Source organism: Seonamhaeicola sp. MEBiC01930 (assembly GCF_045277075.1).
GTDB lineage: Bacteria > Bacteroidota > Bacteroidia > Flavobacteriales > Flavobacteriaceae > Seonamhaeicola.
Genome location: NZ_CP104270.1, coordinates 2,520,939 through 2,542,991, shown reverse-complemented (window position 1 = coordinate 2,542,991; position 22,053 = coordinate 2,520,939). Strand labels below are relative to the sequence as shown.

Sequence of the window (22,053 nt, the reverse complement as noted above, 5' to 3'; positions counted from 1 at the left end):
TTTCTGATTTCATTTCTACCATTAATTGATACCAATATTGCCTTTAACTAATACTTTTACTACACTTGCTATAGTATCTGGAGCCGTTTTAGGTAATTTTAGAATTAGCCCTCCTTTTGAAGATTTAGTTTGTATAGTTTCGCTATTCGCCAATAAGCTAGATTGAAGTACTTTGTTTTTCAATTCTGGAATAAACAGCTCTCCATTTGTAGGCCAGTCAAAAACAGAAAAGTATAAAACCGTATTGCCATCTTCATTTTTTCTAGTACACCTACCCCAAGTAAATTTTTCAAATGGACTAAATGTTGTTCCGTAAACAGCTTCACCATTTACCTTCAACCAATCCCCCATCACTTTTAACCTTTCCATAGAGGCTTCAGGAAATACACCCTCACCCGTTGGGCCAACATTCAACAAAAAGTTCCCTCCCTTACTTGCTATATCAATAAGATGATGAACTAACTCTTCACTTGTTTTCCAATTATCATCAGCTTTATTATACCCCCAGTGTTTATTCATAGTCATACAACTTTCCCAAGGTTTTATTTCTGCTCCTTCAGGAATTTCTTGTTCATTAACCTTATAATCACCTAAACATGGACCTACACGACTATTAATTATACATTCAGGCTGTAGCTCCCTAATAATATCAACAATTTTTTGCCCTTGTTGCTTACTTACCAACTCATAAGTATCAAACCACATAATTCCTATCGGGCCATAATTTGTAAGTAGTTCTTTAACCTGAGGAATAGCTTTTCTATCTAAGTACCGTTGTAAGACTTTATTTTTTTCAATTGGGTAATCTATTAAGTTACTCCTCCAAGCAATATTACCAGCATACCCTGTTGGACAATCTGGATCTTCCCAATCCCTACCTAAAGAATAGTATGTACAGAATTTGAGCCCTTGCTTTTCACATTCTTCAGCCAACTCTTTTAAAGGATCTCTTTTAAATGCTGAACCTTCAACAATATTATGTGAACTAGTCTGAGAATTATACATTGCAAAACCATCATGATGTTTTGAAGTAATAACAATGTATTTCATTCCAGCATTTTTAGCAATGGAAACCCATTCTTTGGCATTAAACTTTACCGGGTTAAATGACTTAGCGTAATTCGTATATTCTTTTAAAGGAATTTTAGCGGTAAATTGTAGCCATTCTGCATGATTTGTTTCGCCATTCCATTCCCCACCAGCTTGTGAGTATACACCCCAATGAATAAACATACCAAATTTGGCATCTTTAAACCATTGCATTCGACCATCCTCACTTTTCTCATCAATTACGACCTTAACAGATTCTTTAGAAGAATTATCACAACCTAAATTTAATACCAAGGCTAATAGCGCAAATAGAATAATTTTTTCTTTCATCCTTCTTTTAAAACATCTTATGAATCCTAATTAAAAAAAGCCCGATTGACTCTAAAAGAAAGTTATTTACTTCCAGATTTAATCGGGCAACAACTAAAACTAACGATCAAATAATGAGTATTAAAAACAGTGTAAGTTTCTTTACTTATTGTTGCTCTAAGAACAACATACTAATTATTATTCACATACAATATTATCAATTACCTATGGTTTTATTTATAAATCATAGTCCATACAATGTAAAGCATAGTTCTTTTGTGGTTTTTTTTAAAATTTACCGGAAGCTTTGAATAATTTATCCATACCAAAATTTATAAACCACCACCATATTCACTAAATGAATCATTTATTTTGTGAAAAATAAAATCAAAAAAAAGGTATGATTTTTAACCATACCCTTTGCAATTTATTTTATTAGTGAAAATAATTATAGACCTATATTAATTTTAAGCCTTCCGTCATTTAGTTTTTCGCCAAAACCTTTTCGCTATCAATAGATTCTCCTAACTTTTTAAGTCTTAAAAGAGCCTCCATATAATAGTAATCAGCATAAATTATTGGTACATCAATTTCGGAGTTTTTTGGATAATGACCAGTAGAATGTAACAATAAAGCTTGATTTTCATCTCCGCTTAAATACTCAGAAGAACTCAATTCTTGTACTAACTTTTTACCGGCTTCAAAATATTTAGCCTTAAGCTCTTCATTTTCCAGTAAATTAACTAACTCAAATAACCCACATGCAACCACAGCCGCTGCTGAAGCATCTTTAGGCGCTTCAGGAATTTTAGGGTCATCAAAATCCCAATAAGGAACTCCATCTTCCGGTAAACGGTTTAAAAAATGATCTGCTAGTTTTTTAGAAGTCTCTAAAAATGCACTATCACCAGTTTCTCTATATGCCACAGCAAAACCATAAACACCCCATCCTTGACCTCTAGCCCACATAGACTCATGATCATAACCTTGATGCGTATAACCTCTTAAAAACTCCCCGGTTTCCTCATCAAAAGAACCTACGTGATATACTGCATTATCTTTACGTACGATATGATCCATTGTTTTAGTTGCATGACTTTTAGCTATATCATACAACTCTTTATTACCACCATTTTTTGCTGCCCAAAAAAGAAGCTCCAAATTCATCATGTTGTCAATAATAGTATTATACTTAAATTTATGTTTTTGACTTGGCCAAGATAAAATTGTACCCACTTTAGGATTATATAAAGTAGCTAAAGTATCAGCTGCTGATAGCAATACTTTTTTATACTCTTCATTACCAGTTAACCTATATCCATTACCATAACTACAATACACCATAAAACCAATGTCATGATTATCTGCTGGACTATATGCAATTGTATCTAAAGGTTTAGTAAATATCTCCGCATGTTTTTTTAAGTTCTCATCTTTAGAAAACTCATACGCATACCAAATAACCCCAGGCCAAAAACCACTACACCAATCTCTAACACCAACCGTATGCCAGTCCTTGGTATCTTTTTCAATATTTCTAGGAAACCCCTGATTTACGGACAAAGTCTCCAGTGTTTTTTGGGTTTTACGTACATTATTTTCTAAAACCTTATCCAAACTAAATGTTTCAGGCTGCTCCTCTTTTTTTGGCGACTTACAAGAAACAATTAAGAAAACAGATAAAAGCAAAAATATTCGTGTCATCTTTCTAAATTAAATTTAAGTATTGTGTTTATAATTTTAAAACATTAAAAATATCATCCATCAAAATTGTAATAATTACCTTAATCTTTAACACTTTTAATCATTATACAAGTTTAACAAGAAAGCTTTTTAACACTAATAAATTATAACTCAAATACTATAAACTATAGTTCTTTTTAACAAATTCCCGAGAATCATATTTTATCATCCAAGGCTAGTACCTTAATAATAATTTTGGGTGAAAAATAATTTTATATTCTTTTCACATATAAATACATCATACAAATTCAAACTAAACCTTAAACAAACCGAGCCTAATCAATAAACTAGCCCCATAAATACTCCACAACATATTTATTAGGGCAATAATTTATAGTTCTTGCCCTATAGTTTATCAAAACATATTTCACTTCTAATTAATATTGTATACTTCGAATTCGCATTATTTCATCCATGTGATTTAATCGGGTTCAAAAACTAAACAATTTATTAATATTTTAAACTAAACATTTATGACAAAACTTAGAAATTATCAGCTTAGACTGAAAAATTACGCAAGTTTGTATTGGGTAATGGCCTTTGTGCTATCAACCCTATCTACTCAGGTAAATGCAGTAAACCCAACCACAATTACTGCAGAGATCCAAAACTCCACTGTAACCGGAACGGTTGTTAGTTCAGATAACAGCGGTCCAGTTCCTGGGGTTAATGTTCTTGTTAAGGGAACATCAACTGGTACAGTTACCGATTTTGATGGTAACTATTCTATTAATGTTCCTTCTGGAGCTACATTAGTATTTTCTTATTTAGGTTTTGAAACTCAAGAAGTTGCTGTAGGTAATAACACTACCATAAATGTAACTTTACAACCAGACCTTGCACAATTAGACGAAGTTGTGGTAATTGGTTATGGAACCGCTAAGAAGGAAACTTTAACTGGTGCCATTGAGCAAGTAAAAGCTGAAGCCTTTGAAGATTTGGCACAAGGTAGTGCAGCTTTAGCACTTCAAGGTAGAACGCCTGGATTAACAGTTACACGTAACTCTTCAAGACCTGGAGACGAGGATATCAATTTTCTAATTAGGGGTGCATCTTCTATTAATGGAATTTCTCCTCTTATTGTAATTGATGGTGTTCCTGCAATTAATGCACAATCCTTTAATAACATGAACCCTAATGATATTGAAAGTATTAGTGTTTTAAAAGGTGGTTCTGCTTCGGTATATGGAGCTCGTGCTGCTGGTGGTGTTATTTTAGTTACAACTAAAAAAGGAAGAGGTGATGTTAAGGTAGATATTAGCTCTGTTGTAAGAATGGGTACTATTGGTATACGTCCTCCATCACCAACAATGTCTGAATATGGGCAACTTTACGCGGCAGCTGCTGACGAAGATATAGCCGCTGGGAAACCACCTCGTTATTTCTTTTGGAATAATAGAGACATCGTACAAAGAATTGCTAACGGTGAAGAGGGATGGTATGATTTACCTATTAATGGAAGAATTTGGATGGCTAATGGAAATAGGTTTGATGAAATGTTTGGAAATTCTACTTCTAGTCAACATAATGTTAGTATTTCTGGCGGTGATGAAAGAAGTAACTTCCGTATTTCTGCAGGTTATGATAAAAATGTTGGTGGTTTAAGAGTTGCTGACGACATTGCTGACAGATATAATGTTTCTTTTAATTATAATACTGAGATTAGCGATAGGTTAAGTTTAACAACAAATATTACTTTTTTCAACAATGAAGTTGATGGACCTCAAGGTGGTTTAGCTAGAGAAGCTGCTACATGGGATGCACCGTTGTTCCCAACTTATACTCCAGGTGGAAATTATTACTCTGTTTTTGGAGGTGTTAATATTGCAGGGCGTAGAAATGCTATCGGTGAAGTTGCAGACGGAGGACGTAGAAGCTTTATAGATGAACAACTTAAAATATTTGGACAGCTGACATATAAAATAACAGATGATTTGAATATTTCTGGTTCTTACTCTTATAGTAAACAAACTAGTGAAGACCAAACTTATGAGTTAATTGTTCCTCTATACGATTGGGATGATAATTTTGCTACCACAATACATAGTAACTCTTGGATTCAAGAACAAACTAGCAGTGTGGTTTATAGAAACTATAGAACAGCTTTAAATTATAACAAAAGCTTCGGTGACCATAATGTTTCTGGACTTCTTTCAATTGAGGCTGATAGAAATATAAGTAATAATCTAAGAGCTAGAAGAACTGGTGCAGGTGAGTCAGGTTTTACTGATTACGGAGTATATGATTTAAATCTTGGTGCAACTGATCAAAATGTTGCTACTGAAGGTGGAGGTTCTACTTGGGGCTTCTATGGTTACATTGGTCGTATTAATTATGATTACAAAAACAAATATTTATTTGAATTTCAAGGTAGACGAGATGGATCTTCTAGATTTGCCGAAGGTTCAAAATGGTCAAATTATTTTAGTGTATCTGGAGGATGGGTAATAAGTTCAGAAGATTTTCTTGCAGACAGTAACGTTATATCATTCTTAAAGTTAAGAGGTGGATATGGTGAGTTAGGTAGTACTTCAGGTATTGGTAATTTTGACAACTATTTATCCACTGTAGGATTTGGAACTACTGTTTTTGGTCAAACCACAGCAGCTCAACAAATTACATCTAGAGCAAGTAATTTATTTAGTGCCGATACATCATGGGAACGTGTAGTAAACTCAGAAATAGGTTTAGATTTCAGATTATTTGATAATAAAGTATTTGGTTCTGTAGACTTATTTAAAAAGAAAAATGTTGGTATGCTAGTTAGAGAAATTCTTCCTCAAGCAGTGGGAGCAAATGCGCCTTTTACCAATATTGGAACTTTAGAGAATAATGGTTGGGAAATATCATTAGGTTGGAGAGACCAAATTGGTGATTTCGATATATCTGTTAGCGCTAACATGAGTGACACCAGAAATGAAATTACTGAATATAGTGGGGCACAAACTATTTTTGAAAACTTAAATGATGCTGCCAGAGGTAGAAATATTTTAGGAAAACCTATCAACTCATTTTATTTATGGGAAACTGATGGGTATTTTGATTCTCAAGCAGAGGTTGATGCTTATTATGCTAGTTTAACACCTGGAGGTATATTACCTTCTCAAACATCAAATGATGCCTTACGTCCTGGTGATATGAGGGTAGTTGATTCAAATGGAGACGGTTCTCTTAATAATGATGATTTAACTTATCATGGAGACGCTAATCCTCATTATGTTTATGGATTAAATTTTGATATAAAATATAAGAATTGGGATTTAAGTGCATTTTTCCAAGGTACATTAGAACATCAAATTTATAGAACGGGTTACTTTGCACAACCTTTTCAAGCAGAATGGCAAAACCAATCTAATACTTGGTTAGGAAGAACTTGGACTGAAGATAACCGAAATGCAGAATTCCCTAGATTAACTACACAACGTGGTATTTCAAGATGGAATTATAGAAGTAAAGACCATATCTTACAAAACAATAGATATATTAGGTTAAAACAACTTATTATAGGTTATAATATTCCAGGTCTAAAAATAGGAAATACTGAAATTGATAATGCTCGTATTTATTTCTCTGGAAATGACTTATGGGAATCTAGTGCCGTAAAAGATGGGTATGATCCTGAATTTAGAGCTAGTACGAATGCAAGTGCATATCCATTTATGCGTACATGGGCATTCGGTGTGAAATTTTCTATTTAAAGATAAATAACATTAATTATAAATTTTATACAAATGAAAAAAATAATATATACAATATTACCCTTTATAATGATGTTCATGACATCTTGTGAAAAGGAATTTATTGATCTAACACCACCGGCACAAATTACTGATGCGGTGTATTATACAGAAGCTAGTCACTTCTTAACTGGATCTAACCATTTTTATACTAGACTTCCAAGATGGAATGACCAAGGGCGTTATTCTGATCATGGTTCAGATTTAATTGGATATGACGAGCAAAGTGATATGCAAGAATATAGTAGAGGAAATCTTCAGGCACCAGAATCTGACGCTATTTTTTCAAACGCTTATATAGGAATTAGAGATATTAACCTATTACTTGCTAGAGCAGAGGTTTATACTGGTGAAGGAAGCATTGCTGAATATGTGGCCGTTGCTCACTTTTTTAGAGCTTTTCACTACTTCCAATTAATGCAACGATTTGGTGGTGTTCCACTAGTACTAAAACCATTGGACGTGCCTGCTGACGAAGAAATTTATTATGGTCCTCGTAACAGTAGGTATGAAGTTACTGCTCAAGTATTAGCAGATTTAGATGCAGCAATAGCAGGTTTACCAAATGAAGCTAATATTGGAGGATCTGATAAAGGAAAAATCAGCAAAGAAGCTGCACAAGCTTATAAAGCCGATGTTTTATTACATGAAGCTACTTGGTTAAAATATGTTGGTACTTCAACTGATGGTGATGGTACTTCTTCTGGTGCTGGTAGCGCAGGATATGACGCTTCTAAAATCACGCCATATTTGCAAGAAGTGGTAACATTAACAAAATCTATAATGGATTCAGGAACTTTTGAGCTTTGGGATCATAATGATGTTCTTGATGATTTAAGTTCAAATTTCTTATTTAATTTAGAGGATGGTGGATCTAATCCTGGTGGATTAGATAAATCTTCTAATAAAGAGTTTATCTTTTATACCAAATATGATTTTGTACTTAGACAAGCGGGTACTTTAGTAAGTCATGTTTACGAAGGAAGAACTAAACCTAGTAGAAAAATGATTGATATGTTCTTGTGTACAGATGGTTTGCCAATTTCTGACTCTCCATTATTCCAAGGGTACGCAGAAACTCAAGATGAATTCGCAAATAGAGATTACAGAATGAGAGCATACTTTACTTATCATAGAGTACTAGGTGACATCCCTCAAACTGGAGACAACCCATTAACTGGAACGAACAACTTTGGCTATAGGAATTCAAAATTCATGAGTTGGTTATGGGGAACTAGTGAAGCTTACAGAGCAACAAGAACTGAAGCTTATGATATGCCTTTATTACGTTTAGCTGAAGTATATTTAATGTATGCAGAGGCATTGTATGAATTGAATGGTAGTTTAACAGACGGCCAAATGGCTGAGTCTATCAATTTAGTTAAAGCAAGAGCAGGTTTACCTAGTCTTACAAATGCTTTCTTAACTGCTAATAATATGGATATTGAAACAGAAATTAGAAGAGAGCGTACTATAGAACTTTATGCTGAAGGTTTTACTAGATTTAATGACTTAAAACGATGGGGTATTGCTGAGCAAGTTTTAGGAGAAGCAATATATGGTGCAGTTATAGAAGGTACCGCATATGATGGGGCTGCTCCTGAATTGTACAACCCTTCTGCCTATGGTTTCCCAGAAGAAAGCACTATGACTGGAGTTGGTATGAGAAGATGTCTTGTTGTACAGCCTTCTTCAATACGTAATTTTAGTTTGAATAATTACTTATTCCCATTACCTACATCTCAAACTAGTTTAAATACGGCTTTATTACAAAACCCAGGGTATTAATAATAGTTTGTAAATAATTATAATCATAATAATATGATTATTTGTTAAAGCCGCGGTTATAACCGCGGCTTTTCTTTTTAAAATATTTAAATCACTAACAAGTTTATTCTAAACTACAGTTTGACTAATAGTCATTTCCTCAATTCTATTTATTCTCTACAAAAAAAAGAACTTCTAAGATCTACCTAATCAGTAATACTTCTATAACCAAGAAAATAATATTTAGACTATTAAAAGTTAAATGTTAACCATTATATATACTAACAGGATTGCCCTAAAAGTCCTTTATAGTATCGAATTACTGTTTTATTTATTCTTAAGTTTTAACGCCTTAAACCTATACTATAATCATTTTTAAACATATAATGAGATATACTTATGCTCTTTCATGTATTAAATTTAAATAAAACTATTATTATAAATTTAACTTAAACGCTTTCTGGTAGACAAAAAAAGTCATACATGATTGCCTCAATCAATAAATTTTCTCTGTCAAAATCATATAAAACCTTAAGGCAATTGAGGTAAATCATTTGAAATATCAAACCATAATCTTCAATAAATTATATAAATAGCGTAGAAACAAAAAAAAGCTCCATGTATGTAATACATAGAGCTCTTTTTTAAACTAATTTAAACTTTCCTAATTCTTACAACATATACTTGAAAAGAAGAAAATTAAAGAATTAAGTTCTAATCTTCTGATGTTGATGAAAAATTACTAGGAATTGTTAAAGGTAAAAACCAATTATTAGGATTCATTAATTTTGCTCCTACTGTTGCAGCACCAGCCAAATCTCCAGACGTTTCAAATTTGTCTGCAACTGCATTTGCTATAATTGAAGCGTCATTTGCTCTTATGGCAAAACGTAGTAAATCTTCCCATCTGTTGCCTTCAAAAGCTAGTTCTAATGCTGCTTCATTTAAAATTAGAGCTCCTACTGCCTCAATTCTTTCTGCACCCTCCAATTCATCAGCAACAGAAACTGGAGCCATTCCTGCTCTACCTCTAACACCTAAATTTCCAGATGTTGGTTGATTACTAGAATTGGTACTATAATAATCATTAATATTAAAATTTAAAAATGATTCAGCGTTTCCAAAAATATTAGCACTTACTGGTGCTACATCAGGATTATTAAAAATACCATTAATAATTGTTAAAGCATGATCTGGATACCCTGCATAGTTAATAGCTTCAGCATATCTTAAGTAAACTTTTGGTATTCTATTCCATACAAAATATTCATTTTGATACTTAGTAATAACAGCAGAATCACCAGTTCCTCTATATGAACTATTCCCCAAAGTTCTTAGGTCTCCTGGTAAAACAGGAGCACCTTCAAATCCAATAAATTGACTACCCCAATTCAGTATTACTGATTCAGATGGTTTTAATTGTGTTGTTAATATTTCATAACTATCATTTGGTTGGCGAAATTGATCACTAAATGCAACATAATTAACCACTTCATTACCAACAATATTATCTTGAAATAGATTATTCCATCTACTAGTAATTGAATAACTAGTACCACTTTCTGCTACCGTATTTTGGTTAGAACTAAGGTTATAAACGTTACCCGATACATTATCATCTAAAAACTGCTTATATTGAGTAGCTGCTTGAATAAAATCTCCCTTCCATAAATGTAAATCTCCAAGAAGTAAGTTTTGGTCAGGAATCATTTTAAAAATATTAAACCCTAATGAGTTTTCATATTTTGTTACATTATCTATATCTGATATTTGCTGTAAATTAGCAATCAAAACATCTATAGCTTCTTCAATGGTTAATAAAGGGTAATCTTCTTCTAAATCATCATTTGTTCTTATAGGCGTTGTTATATAAGGCAATTTACCATAATTAATCATGATTTGCATTTGTGCCCATGTTCTAATTCTAAGAATAGAGGCATAATCATCTGCTAATAAGTTATCATAGGCTTCTGTATCTATACCCTCTAATGCAAAATTACAATTGTTGATTATAGAAAATAAAGTAGTAGGATCTGCAAAACTATTATCTTCATCTACACTATGATTACTTATCTGTCTAAGCTCATCTAAAGTGTTACTATTAACATCTACTAAATCTCCTCTTAATTCACCTAGAAAGACATATTGTCCTGCAACTTCTTGCATTTGTCCAAGTACCCCAAATAAAGCTGCTCTAGCATCTAATTCGTTGTCTCCTAAATAATCATCAGCCAGCAATACTTCTTCTGGAGAAACATCTAAAAGGTCTTCACAAGAAGTAAACATAGTTAAACCTAAGAGTATTCCTAATGTAATATTTATATATTGTTTCATTATATGTGTTTTTATATTTTGAATGATTATATCCCTACTCTAATTCCTATTAGTACAGAACTATACTGTGGTGTAAAACCAGCATCAATACCTTGTAAATAACTTACTTGAGAAGTACTTACTTCAGGATCATATCCAAGATAATCTGTAAAAGTTAGTATATTATTTGCTGTAATATAAAAGGTTGTGTTAAAGGCTTCTGGAGTGTATGATAATGAAATTGTTTTAAGGCGGAAATAAGAACCATCTTCAATCCATCTATCCGAAAATCTAGAATTACCACTAGGGTCTCCATAAACAGCACGCGGAATATCTGTGTTCTGGTTACTTACAGTCCAACGATTAGCAGCAGCTAAACTTTGATTAGAAAAATCATTCATTGCCTCATTTTTCCATCTAAGTGCATTATAAATATCGTTTCCTTGGCTAAAAGAGAATATAGCAGACAACTCAAGGTTTTTATATTTAAAAGTATTGAATATCATTCCAGTAAAATCAGGATTTGGATCACCAATAACAACTCTATCATCTTCATTAATAATATTATCAGAATCCTCTACATTAACAAACTTCACATCTCCAGCAACAAATGGCTGTTCAAATCCTTGAGCATCAATATAACTTAGCCTACTAGAATTAGCTTCTGTAACATTGTTATAAATTCCATCGGTTTTATATCCATAAAACAAACCTAAAGCACTTCCTTCTTGATTTAATATAGTAGCATTTACACTATTAACATTAATGATTTCACTTTGACCAGGTAATGAAACGATTTCATTTTTATATTTTGAAATATTACCACCAATATCCCAGCTAAAGTCACTTGTATTGATAACACGTGCATTAAAACCAAATTCAATACCTTGATTTCTAAGTTTTCCGTTATTATCTAAAAAACCTTCACTACCATAAATAGGACTTGACTCATTTAAATTTAATAAACCATCTGTAACATTATTGAAAAAATCAAAATTAAAAGACAATCTCTCATTAAATAAACCTAAATCAATACCTAAATTAGCTTTAGCCGTTTCTTCAGATCTTATAGAACTATTAGCAATATTACCATTAATTAAACCAGTTCCTTCTAAAAATCTGTTTGAAACAAAATAAGATTCGGCATTATAATTACCAATTCCATCATTACCCGTTAAACCGTAACTACCACGTATTTTTAGTTTATCAATGAAAGAATTATTAGCTAGGAAATTTTCAGATGAAACTAACCAAGCAGCCCCTAAACCAGGAAAAAACCTTGCTGAATAATCATCTCCAAATCTTGAAGAAGCATCAACAGACATATTAAAACTAATAAAAAATTTATTTATAAAGGAATAATCAACATTACCGTATAAAGAAGCATACTTCCAGTTACCAATACTACCTGAAGTTACAAATGTTAAACGGTCTCCACTATCTAATGAGGTAAATTGATCATCTCCGGCATTACCACTTGTAGAATAAGAGTTATCATAATTATTTTGATTATACCGGAAACCTAAATTAACGTCAAAATCATGAAGCGTATTTACATTAAATAAATAATTTAACCTTGTATCATTATAAATTGCAAATAAACTTTCGGCACTTACTTTAGATGTTCTAACCTGCTCATCTCCAAATTCATTAAACTCTGGAGAAAGCCCTAAATCTGGTAAAAACACATTTTGTCTATTCTTAATATAATTAGCTCCAGTTAAAGAACTTAAGGTTAATTTATCTGCTAACTTATACGAAACTTTTAAGTGCCCATATAAATTATAATCTTTAGCTGCAAAAATTGCATTATCTGTTATTGCTACAGGATTACTAAAACCTCCTATTTCATCTACATCTTCATAAATTCCTGTTACAACCCCATCTGCATTTGGTACAAAAGGTGCTAAGAAAGGAGATTTACTAAGTGCAGAAAAAATTGGAGAAGAACTTAATAAACCATCATCAAACACATCTCTATCTGTGTAACTTACACTTAAATTTGTATTCAAGAATAATCTTTCAGTAACACTAGTTTCTGCATTAAAACGTGTTGTAAATCTATCAAAACCAGAATTATTCACTACACCTTTATTGGTTGAGTAACCAACTGAAACCCCATACTTAGAAATTTCATCCCCACCAGTTACTCTCAAATAATAGTCATTCACATAATTATTGCTAAATATTTCATCTTGCCAGTTGGTTTCGTTATGATATTTTTGATAATCCTCAAATGCTTCATTTTCGTTAAAAAATGGCATTCTACCAATTTCATCAATGGTATACAATCCAGAACTGTTCATTTGATCTGACAAATACGTTCTATACTGATTGCTATTCATCAATGGCAAATTATTCGGCGAAAAATTTAAACCTCCTTGAACATATAAATCAATTTTAGTAGATATATTTTCTGCCTTATTAGTTTCAATTAGAATGACTCCATTTGCAGCTCTAGACCCATAAATTGATGCCGCATCCTTTATCACAGTAATATGAGCAATATCTTTTGGGTTAATATCTGATAAAGGATCATAACTATAACCCCCTATTAAATTATTATTACTAAATGTATTAGTTTCAATCATCATTCCATCAACAATAATCAATGGTTGCGTGTTTCCATTAATAGTGTTATACCCTCTAATAAAAATATTAGCACCTATTCCAGGAACACCTGAACGCATAATTGCTCTAACACCACTTAACTCTGTTCCATTTATAATATTGGCTAAAGATTCTTTAGGTGTTGCTATATTTCCATCTTTAGTGGAAATAGCATTAACAACAGTAGAATTAGGTTGATCTTTTACAAACATATGTACATGTTGATCGTAATAAGAGTCAAAACCATTTTCATACAATTTAATTTCTAAAGATTTTCGCATTTTAAGAGCTACTTCTTTAGCTTGAAAATTTGGATTAGTTACTATAAGTGTTACTCTACCATCGGGAACTTCAATAGAAAAATTTCCGGACTCATCAGTTAAAACTGAAGAGAACTCCCCAACTCTTACATTAGCACCTAAAATAGGTTGGTCATCGCTAGCACTTAAAACCGTACCTGTTACGGTTAAATTAGATTTTTCTTGTCCTCGCAATGCCAAAGTAATTCCGAAAAATAAAATGAAAAGCAGAGAATATTTATGTTTAATTTTCATCATGGTCAGATAATTCATATTTAATTTTTTGATAGTATTAATTATTCTGTTGGAACTAATTCTACATAGTCAAGACCAAAATGGCGGTCATATAATAATAGTTCTGGTTCACTAACATCTACATAAATTCTTAAATTCATAAAGAAATAATTTCCCTCTAAGCCGTTAACATAAAAGGAGTTATTTATAACGTCTCCAATAGTTACAACGCCATCTTCTAAATTACTAACCACAATAGCTGGTATTCTAACTAAAGTAGGACGGAAGTTAGGTGCAATAAGCCTTAGTTCAAACCTTAATTTTGTGTCTTGAGAAGCTCCTACAGGTGTAAACTTTAAATTTAGATTATAACTAGCTGCTAGGACATTGCTAAAGTTTAATTCAAAATAGTTATTACTTTCAGTAGCGTCTGGGTTTTCTAAAAGTCTAATTACGTTAGTAAACTGTCCAGAAGCAAAGGCGTCATACTTCTTTTGTATAGAAAAGTCTGTTAATGACCCTATAGTTCTTATATCATTATTTTCAACCTCAAACCTAATTGGCTTGTATATTAGTCCAACTGGATCAAAAGTTAAATCATTTAGTAATAATAAATTCCCATTACTTAAACTTACATCTTCTGCTATATCTGAAGGATCAATCACAACTTCACCTCCTGTAGTAGAAGTTATTGATGTCATACCTAAATCATTTGAATTTACAAATGGGTAATTTAAATTTCTAAAAATTGCCTTATCTGTATTGCTTTTAGTTGAATCTACAGGAAAAACTCTGTAGTAATCATCTAAATCATCATAAACTTCTGCATAAATATTCTCAGTTAAACCAATAAATGTAAAACGTTCTTCTTCAGAACTTAAATCACCAATAGTTTTGAAATAAGTATTGGTAGATTTAAAGACAGAATCGTAAACTGTTTGACCTAAAGTATTAGTACCAGTTTTAACACTATTTGCTTCATCAAAACCTGTTTCATTAAACTGGTTTAGAAAAGTCATTAAAGTTGGAAATTGGTCTTCATTCTCATTAAGGTAGCCCCAAATATTTGGACTAACCTCTAACACCTCATTCATAGTATGAATAATACCATTAGATGCCAAAATATCCTTTTCTAAAATATCTATACCTCCAAAACTAGAAGCCGTATTTGAATTTAAAAATTCAACATACTTATCGTTAAACATTTTAACAAAGGTTTGTTCATTATTAGCGGTATTGAAAGAAAAAAGGCTGATATGGTTACCTATAAGTGCTTTCAACAAATCCGGATCATTAACAATGTCACTAGAAACTTGACCAAAAGCAGCATTATTTGGTGCCCAAACCGTATATGCTTGTGCAGTTTCTAATGCCTCATTAAGCCCTGTTTGATATAAGTAATTAACAAATATTGAATAATCAGGGTCCTCTGAAAGGATTGACAGAATATTAGTCTCTAGCCTTGAATCTAGCTGCTCATAATGAGCATCCCAGGCATCATCCTTACAACTATAAGTTATAAGCAAACCTGCTATCATTAGAAGGCGGCCAAAGTTAAAAATGGTATTAGTTCTATTTTTCATTATGTGTTCTTTCATTAATCTATTATATATTAATCTACTGGTATCCATTCAACAAAGTCCATTGGGCTATTTCCAGATTTTAGAGTTTCAAATCTTATTACATGACTTTTTTGTTCTCCTATCAATAACTCTCTAGAAATGATAAATCTAGAATTACCAGCTTTTTCGGCTTGTGAAACACCATTATTGTCTACATATTCTTCATAGCCTAATCTCCAACCTCTACTTTCCATTAATACCTCATCAGGCCAACCTGTATCAGCTGCTCTACTAGTCATATCGTATACAGGTCCAATTGGTTCACCATCCCAATAAATTTGAAATATAGCACGTGCATTGTTACCAAAGTTACCCATACATAACATTTCATATTTACCTTTTGGTATTACCGGTGTATCAAACTCAAACCAAGCAACATTAGCTATGTCTAAAACGGTATGATCAATATTAGAATTTCTACTTTGCTTTAAATACCTAACATCTGATTCAGGGAACCAACGTATACGCTCCCAAGCAGTACTTGGCACTTTTTGATGCGAACGAATTAAACCAGATTGGTACTCAGGTTGGTCACTAATTAAATTATAAATAATATGTTTTGGTTTAGGCACAAATATGGTAAACAATTTGTCCACTGTATGATATACTCCATTTTTAGATGGGTAATTACTATCTTCACTTATTAAAGATGTCCAAGTATCATCAACTCCTGTTTCCGTTTCATTTAACCTTAATTCTTTATCAGTTCTAAAAGACTTGATGGCATTTCTAGGTAAAACTGTATTTATAAAATTATCTTCTGGAAAATCTGCAGTATACAAGAAATTTTTAGTAGCATGATATCCAATAAATCTATTTAAATCATTATTTGGATTTAAAAAATCAGAATCGTCTGGAGAAATTCTAGTAACTAAATCGTCAAAAGAAAAAATGCCCTCTTGAGCATAAATCTCATCTGATTCCGCCAATATGGTAAAATTATTCTTAGTTCCGAATTCATTAAATACTACAGAAAAGAACTCATAATAACCAGTTTGTTTTAATGCCTCAACAAAAATTGTATGCGTTCCTGCCTTTTCCATTGTTGCTGGAATGGCATCAATAAATGGCGATAATACCCCATCAATGGCATGAATAATTCCATTGTTTGTACGTATATCATATTGATCTAAAGTAACTTCTCTATTAATCTCTACATTAGCTATACCTCCACCTCTCAAAAATGAAGTAGTTAAATAATCTCCTGTATAAGTTGTATCTGGAAGCCTACCTTCAATAAAACTACTTGTAAGTCTACCACTTTTCATAGTATGAAATTTCACAAGTATTCTTAAATATTCAATATGTTCTTCTGATGAAAGGTCATCTAAAGAATTTACATTAAAATTTTCTTGAATAAAACTTTGTACCGCCTCATTTGTAGGTGCAAAACATGTATAGTTTCCGTAACTCTTTAAAGAGTTATAAAACCCAGCCTTTTTAAGAATTTCTACATACAACGAAAATTTCTCTGGATTTGACTCTAGAGTTCCAATAATCGTCATCTCATCCGTTGTAAAAAACGTAGTTCCGTCAAGATCGTCATTACATGCATTTAATAAGAACATAAACGCACAAAGACCTCCAATCCAAGTAATTAATTTGTTCGTTTTCATAATATAATTTTTAATTTTGATAATAAGGGTTCTGATCTAGATTCGGGTTTAAATCAACCTCATCTTGATAAATGGGTAAAAAATATGATTCTGGTTCTGAATAAAAACTCAAAATAAGTTCATAATTATCTGAACCACTTTTAATATCGGCCAAATCTAAAATTAGATTTTGTTCCTGAAAATTATTTCTACGTGCAAAACGTAATAAGTCATACCATCTTTTACCTTCAAAGGCAAATTCTTTTTGACGTTCTAACAATAAAACATTTAACAAAGACCCCTCATCGATATCAACTTCTAATGGTGCTCCTGTTGCACGTTGATGAACTTGTTCAATAAGACTAGCAGCTTTGTCCAAATCTTTATTCTCACTAGATAATATATATGCTTCTGCCTGCATCAATAACACTTCTGCATATCTATAAAAAATAAATGTATTAAAAAACTCCTGTTCTCCGCGGTATAATCCTGTGGCATCAACACCAGCAAATTTAAACACTCTATTTAATTCATGATCATACGTAGCATAATTTGTTCGTATATCATCTGGGTAATCAGCATATATTTGCCTAATATGTGCTATAGGAGCATATGTCGGGTTACCAATAAAAAATGAGTTCTTATAAGTATTATTAATATCACTAAATTGAAGTTCAAAAACACCTTCGCTTGAGTTCCCATTAAAAAAGATATCATCAAACCAATCAGCACCATCTACTAAACTATAGCGCCCAGAATCAATAATTTGCTGAGTAGCTGCTATACATTCATTATACTGCTCGCTCCATAAATAGGCATCAGCCAAAATAGCTAAAGCTGCGCCCTTAGTCATTCTACCTTTATCATGACCAGCAGATTGCGAATATCCTAGATTAAGATTTTGTACTGCAATTTTTAAATCTGAAATTATTTGAGCTAACACCTCAGCTTCTGTACTTTTTGGTGGATAAAAATCTACTTGACTAGTTGATGTAGCAGTTAAAACCAAAGGTATGTCTCTAAAGTTTTTGATTAAAGTTAAGTAAACTAAAGCGCGAATGGTTAACACTTCTGCCTCAAAATTAGCCAACTCCGCTTCTGTGAATGACAAATCTCTTTCCTGAGCTTGACCAGCAAACTCTAATACCAGATTACAATAATTAACGGTTTCATAGAAATCATTCCATCTTACTAAGGTATTAGTAGGAATAATATAATTCACCATCATACTGTTTTCATTACTACCTGCTCTTAATGAGGTTAACATTTCAGCTCTTAATTCACCCCACTTAAATATTCTATCTGTAAATCCAGACTGATTCATTGAGGCATAACAACCTGCAACGGCTGCAGAAACCTGCTCCTTATTTTGCCAAAATTCTTGTTGTATAAGATTATCTTGTGGCTCTAGTTCCAAATAATCACTACAAGATGTTAGTGTTACAAAAATAAGTGGAACAATAATTGCTAATATTTTTATTATGTTTCTTTTCATAATACTTAAAAGTTGTTACAGTTTTAAAATGTAAGATTTAAACCTACAGTTACTTGTTGCGATCTTGGTGTTTGATTTGTATCATAACCTAATCTCTTCCAATCACTACTATTTCCAGTTTCAGGATCTGCCCCAGAATACTCTGTAAAGGTTAAAAGGTTTGTTCCTGTAACAAAAATAGATGCTTTAGTGAAATTAATTTTGCTAACAAATTCTTTTGGAAAATTATATCTCAAGGTAACATATTTTAATCTTAAAAAAGAAGCATCTTCAAGAAAACGGTCAGAACCCAAAGTATTTACCCTTCCTCTACTATTCCAGTGTGCTCTAGGTATATCTGTCACATCCCCTTCAAACCTCCAACGTCTTAATGTAGCCGTGTTCTGGTTATCCAAATCATCCATACTTTCTGTTTGCATTCTTGCAATATTTATAAGTTTTTGGTTGTACCTATAGTTAAAAAATGCATTTAACTGGAAATTTTTGTACCTAATTGTTGGACCAAACCCACCGTATAATAATGGATTAGCATTACCTAAATACACAACATCTAACCTGTTAATATTACCATCTTTATTAATATCCTCGTAAATAGCATCTCCAGCGCTAAAGGCCGTTGTTCTATTAAATACCATGTTTTTTGGTAACCCGTCTAAATCATATATAATATCACCATTTTCGTCTCTTGCAACTAAATCATCAGAAGTACTATATACTCCTAAATAGCGGTACCCATAAAAAGACCCAATTGGGTTTCCCTCTTGAATTCTTTTCAAATAACCATCAGGACCGGTAGCAAGCGGATTTCCATCTTCCACATCTTGAGCTTCAGTTATTCTATCAATTAAGTTTTTATTACGCGCAATATTAAAATTAATATCTAAGCTAAAATCTTCCTTATCAATAACTTTAGTTCTCACACTAAGTTCAAAACCTTGATTACTTATATCTCCTAAATTAAGAAATGGTACACTTGAAAATCCAGAAGTTGATGGAATAGAAGTATTTTTTGTTAAAATATCTTCGGTAGTTTTCTTATAAAACTCTAAATCACCACTTATTCTTCTATCAAAAAACGAATATGTTAATCCAATATTTTGCTGAATTACTGTCTCCCATCTTAAATCAGTTAACTCCATATTATCAGGATAAACTGGTCTTTCTCCAAGGTAGTTATAATTAAAGGTAGAATATGTGTTGTATTGTCCATAATTAAAACTAGGTGAGTTACCGTTAACACCATAACTAGCTCTAATTCCTAATTCATCAATAAATTCTGCTTTTTCTAAAAATGGTTCACTTGAAACTATCCATTTACCAGCAATACTAGGAAAAGTACCATATCTGTAACTACTACCAAACTTTGAATTACCCTCAGAACGAATACCTCCACTTAAAATATATCTATCTAAATACTGGTAGTTAAACATAAAGTTATAAGCTACATTTCTATTTTGAGTAAAACTTGAACTTAAATTGTTTCCACTCCCTTCTATTCTTGTTAATGCAATTGGCGTTTGAATTAAGCTACTTGGTGAGTTACTAGATTGGGCCGAATATCCTTGACTGGTCTTTTCAAAAGTTTGAATAGCACCACTTGCAAAAAGCGAATGATCTTCTCCAAAATCGGGGCTCCACACTAATCTGTTTTCCGTTCTTATAACGAAAAACTCACCATCGGCAAATATGGCATTATTAGCACTTGAATTTGTCCAAGATGCTCCTATCGCTTCTTCTGGAGTAAAACGTGATGTTTTATCTACATTAATATCAAATGATATAATAGATTTAAAATCTAGCCATTTAGCCGGTTTATAATTGAACCTAAAAATTGGTGTAATTCTATTATTTTCAATATTCCATTCAGCTAAGTTTGCCATAGCTACAGGATTATAGTAAGCTGTACCAGATCCTTGAAAAGCATCAACTGGAGTAAAGTACTGATCTGTTAAATTACCTTCATCATCTACTTGGTAAATAGACTGATTTGGCATTTTAATCAATGCTAAATTTCTAATACCATTATAAGACTTATCTAAATCGCCATGTGTAAATGATAGCTCTGAAGAAATTGATATTTTATCAGATATATTATAATCTAGTATTGCTCTAGTAGTAAATAATTTAAAAGCACTCCCAACAGTAGTACCTACTTGATCTTTATAACTTGCAGACACACGATACGAAGATTTTTCTCCACCACCAGATACGCCTAGAAAATGTTCTTTAGTACTTGCTTTTCTAGTAATCTCATCTACCCAATTAATATTTTTATTATACAACTCATAAAGTTCATAATCTGGATCAAAATTCACCTGTGGCCAACTCAGTCTAGTAGTTTCAGCTGTAGTATTAAGCATGTCTTTAATCAACGTAGAATACTGCTCTCCGTTTAGCATAGGAATACCATCTGGTTGCCAACCAACACTACCTCTATAACTATATGAGAATTTTGCAGGCCCTTTAGTACCACGCTTAGTTGTTATTAAAAGTACTCCATTTGCAGCTCGAGATCCGAACTGTGCCGTAGCAGCAGCATCCTTTAAAACAGATATTTCTTCAATATCATCAGGAGAAACTCCAATCATAGCAGCATATTGTTCCTCATCTGCTGATCCAAAATCAAAAAGGTCATCAATTTCACTTTCAAAAGGCACACCATTAATAACAATTAATGGTTCAGAAGACGCATTTAATGAAGATGTACCACGAATACGAATAGACATACCTGCTCCAGGTTCTCCGGAATTTGCAACAATATCAACACCACTTAATCGTCCTTGTAATTGATCCATAATTCCAGAAGAAACTGTTTCACTAATTTCTTTTGTATTTATGGTTTGAACCGCCGTAGCAATTCGGCGCTCATCCATTTCAAATTCACCTGTAAATACTTTTTTCTTTCCTCTAATTAAAATAGCATCTAACTCTGATATGTCTTCAGTTAGACTAACATTAATTGTTGTTCTACTACCAGGAATTTCCTCTTTGGTAACAAAACCAACAAAAGAAAAAGTTAAAGTATTGTTAGGGTCTTTAACAGCAATAGAAAACCTACCGTTAAAATCAGTAACTACACCATTAATAATACGATTATCTTTATCCTTCTCAGCAACTGTTGCTCCAGCTAAAGGGAAATTATCTGCTTCTCCTAAAACAGTACCCGTTACAATGGTTTTTGACTGAGCAGACGCATTGAATACAGTTAGTAAAGCACATGCTAACACTAAGACATATGAATATGACCTATATTTATCCTTCATATTTTATAAACTTTAA

10 protein-coding genes are annotated in these 22,053 nt (G+C 32.3%); 2 read left to right on the top strand and 8 right to left on the bottom strand.

Annotated features, from left to right (window positions below):
- Positions 1-21: 21 nt before the first annotated feature.
- Together N1F78_RS11115 and N1F78_RS11110 are read right to left on the bottom strand one after the other, a co-directional pair.
- Positions 22-1,380, bottom strand: coding sequence for an alpha-L-fucosidase (locus N1F78_RS11115; RefSeq protein WP_406683232.1), 1,359 nt, complete (start codon positions 1,378-1,380; stop codon positions 22-24).
- Between the two features lie 462 nt (positions 1,381-1,842).
- Complete coding sequence (locus N1F78_RS11110) at positions 1,843-3,063, bottom strand: glycoside hydrolase family 88 protein (protein ID WP_406683231.1); 1,221 nt, start codon at positions 3,061-3,063, stop codon at positions 1,843-1,845.
- A 512-nt stretch (positions 3,064-3,575) separates the two neighbouring features.
- Between N1F78_RS11110 and N1F78_RS11105 the strand changes: the two genes are divergently transcribed.
- Positions 3,576-6,800, top strand: coding sequence for a SusC/RagA family TonB-linked outer membrane protein (locus N1F78_RS11105; RefSeq protein ID WP_406683230.1), 3,225 nt, complete (start codon positions 3,576-3,578; stop codon positions 6,798-6,800).
- A gap of 33 nt (positions 6,801-6,833) precedes the next feature.
- Positions 6,834-8,627, top strand: coding sequence for a RagB/SusD family nutrient uptake outer membrane protein (locus tag N1F78_RS11100; RefSeq protein WP_406683229.1), 1,794 nt, complete (start codon positions 6,834-6,836; stop codon positions 8,625-8,627).
- Between the two features lie 693 nt (positions 8,628-9,320).
- Here the strand turns inward: N1F78_RS11100 and N1F78_RS11095 are convergent.
- Genes N1F78_RS11095 through N1F78_RS11070 form a run of 6 tightly spaced genes read right to left on the bottom strand, consistent with a single transcriptional unit; the run spans position 9,321 to position 22,037 of the window.
- The gene (locus N1F78_RS11095) at positions 9,321-10,940 is read right to left on the bottom strand and encodes a RagB/SusD family nutrient uptake outer membrane protein (protein ID WP_406683228.1); all 1,620 of its coding nucleotides are present in this window, start codon (positions 10,938-10,940) and stop codon (positions 9,321-9,323) included.
- Positions 10,941-10,966: 26 nt separating this feature from the next.
- On the bottom strand, positions 10,967-14,101 hold the full coding sequence (locus N1F78_RS11090; protein ID WP_406683227.1) for a SusC/RagA family TonB-linked outer membrane protein: 3,135 nt from the start codon (positions 14,099-14,101) through the stop codon (positions 10,967-10,969).
- 23 nt (positions 14,102-14,124) lie between these two features.
- Positions 14,125-15,660, bottom strand: coding sequence for a fasciclin domain-containing protein (locus tag N1F78_RS11085; RefSeq protein WP_406683226.1), 1,536 nt, complete (start codon positions 15,658-15,660; stop codon positions 14,125-14,127).
- Between the two features lie 14 nt (positions 15,661-15,674).
- A complete protein-coding gene (locus N1F78_RS11080) occupies positions 15,675-17,300 on the bottom strand; it encodes a fasciclin domain-containing protein (RefSeq protein WP_406683225.1) in 1,626 nt (541 codons plus the stop codon).
- Between the two features lie 10 nt (positions 17,301-17,310).
- Entirely contained in the window at positions 17,311-18,774 is a 1,464-nt protein-coding gene (locus tag N1F78_RS11075) for a RagB/SusD family nutrient uptake outer membrane protein (RefSeq protein ID WP_406683224.1), read from the bottom strand.
- Between the two features lie 23 nt (positions 18,775-18,797).
- A complete protein-coding gene (locus N1F78_RS11070; protein WP_406683223.1) occupies positions 18,798-22,037 on the bottom strand; it encodes a SusC/RagA family TonB-linked outer membrane protein in 3,240 nt (1,079 codons plus the stop codon).
- Positions 22,038-22,053: the final 16 nt, after the last annotated feature.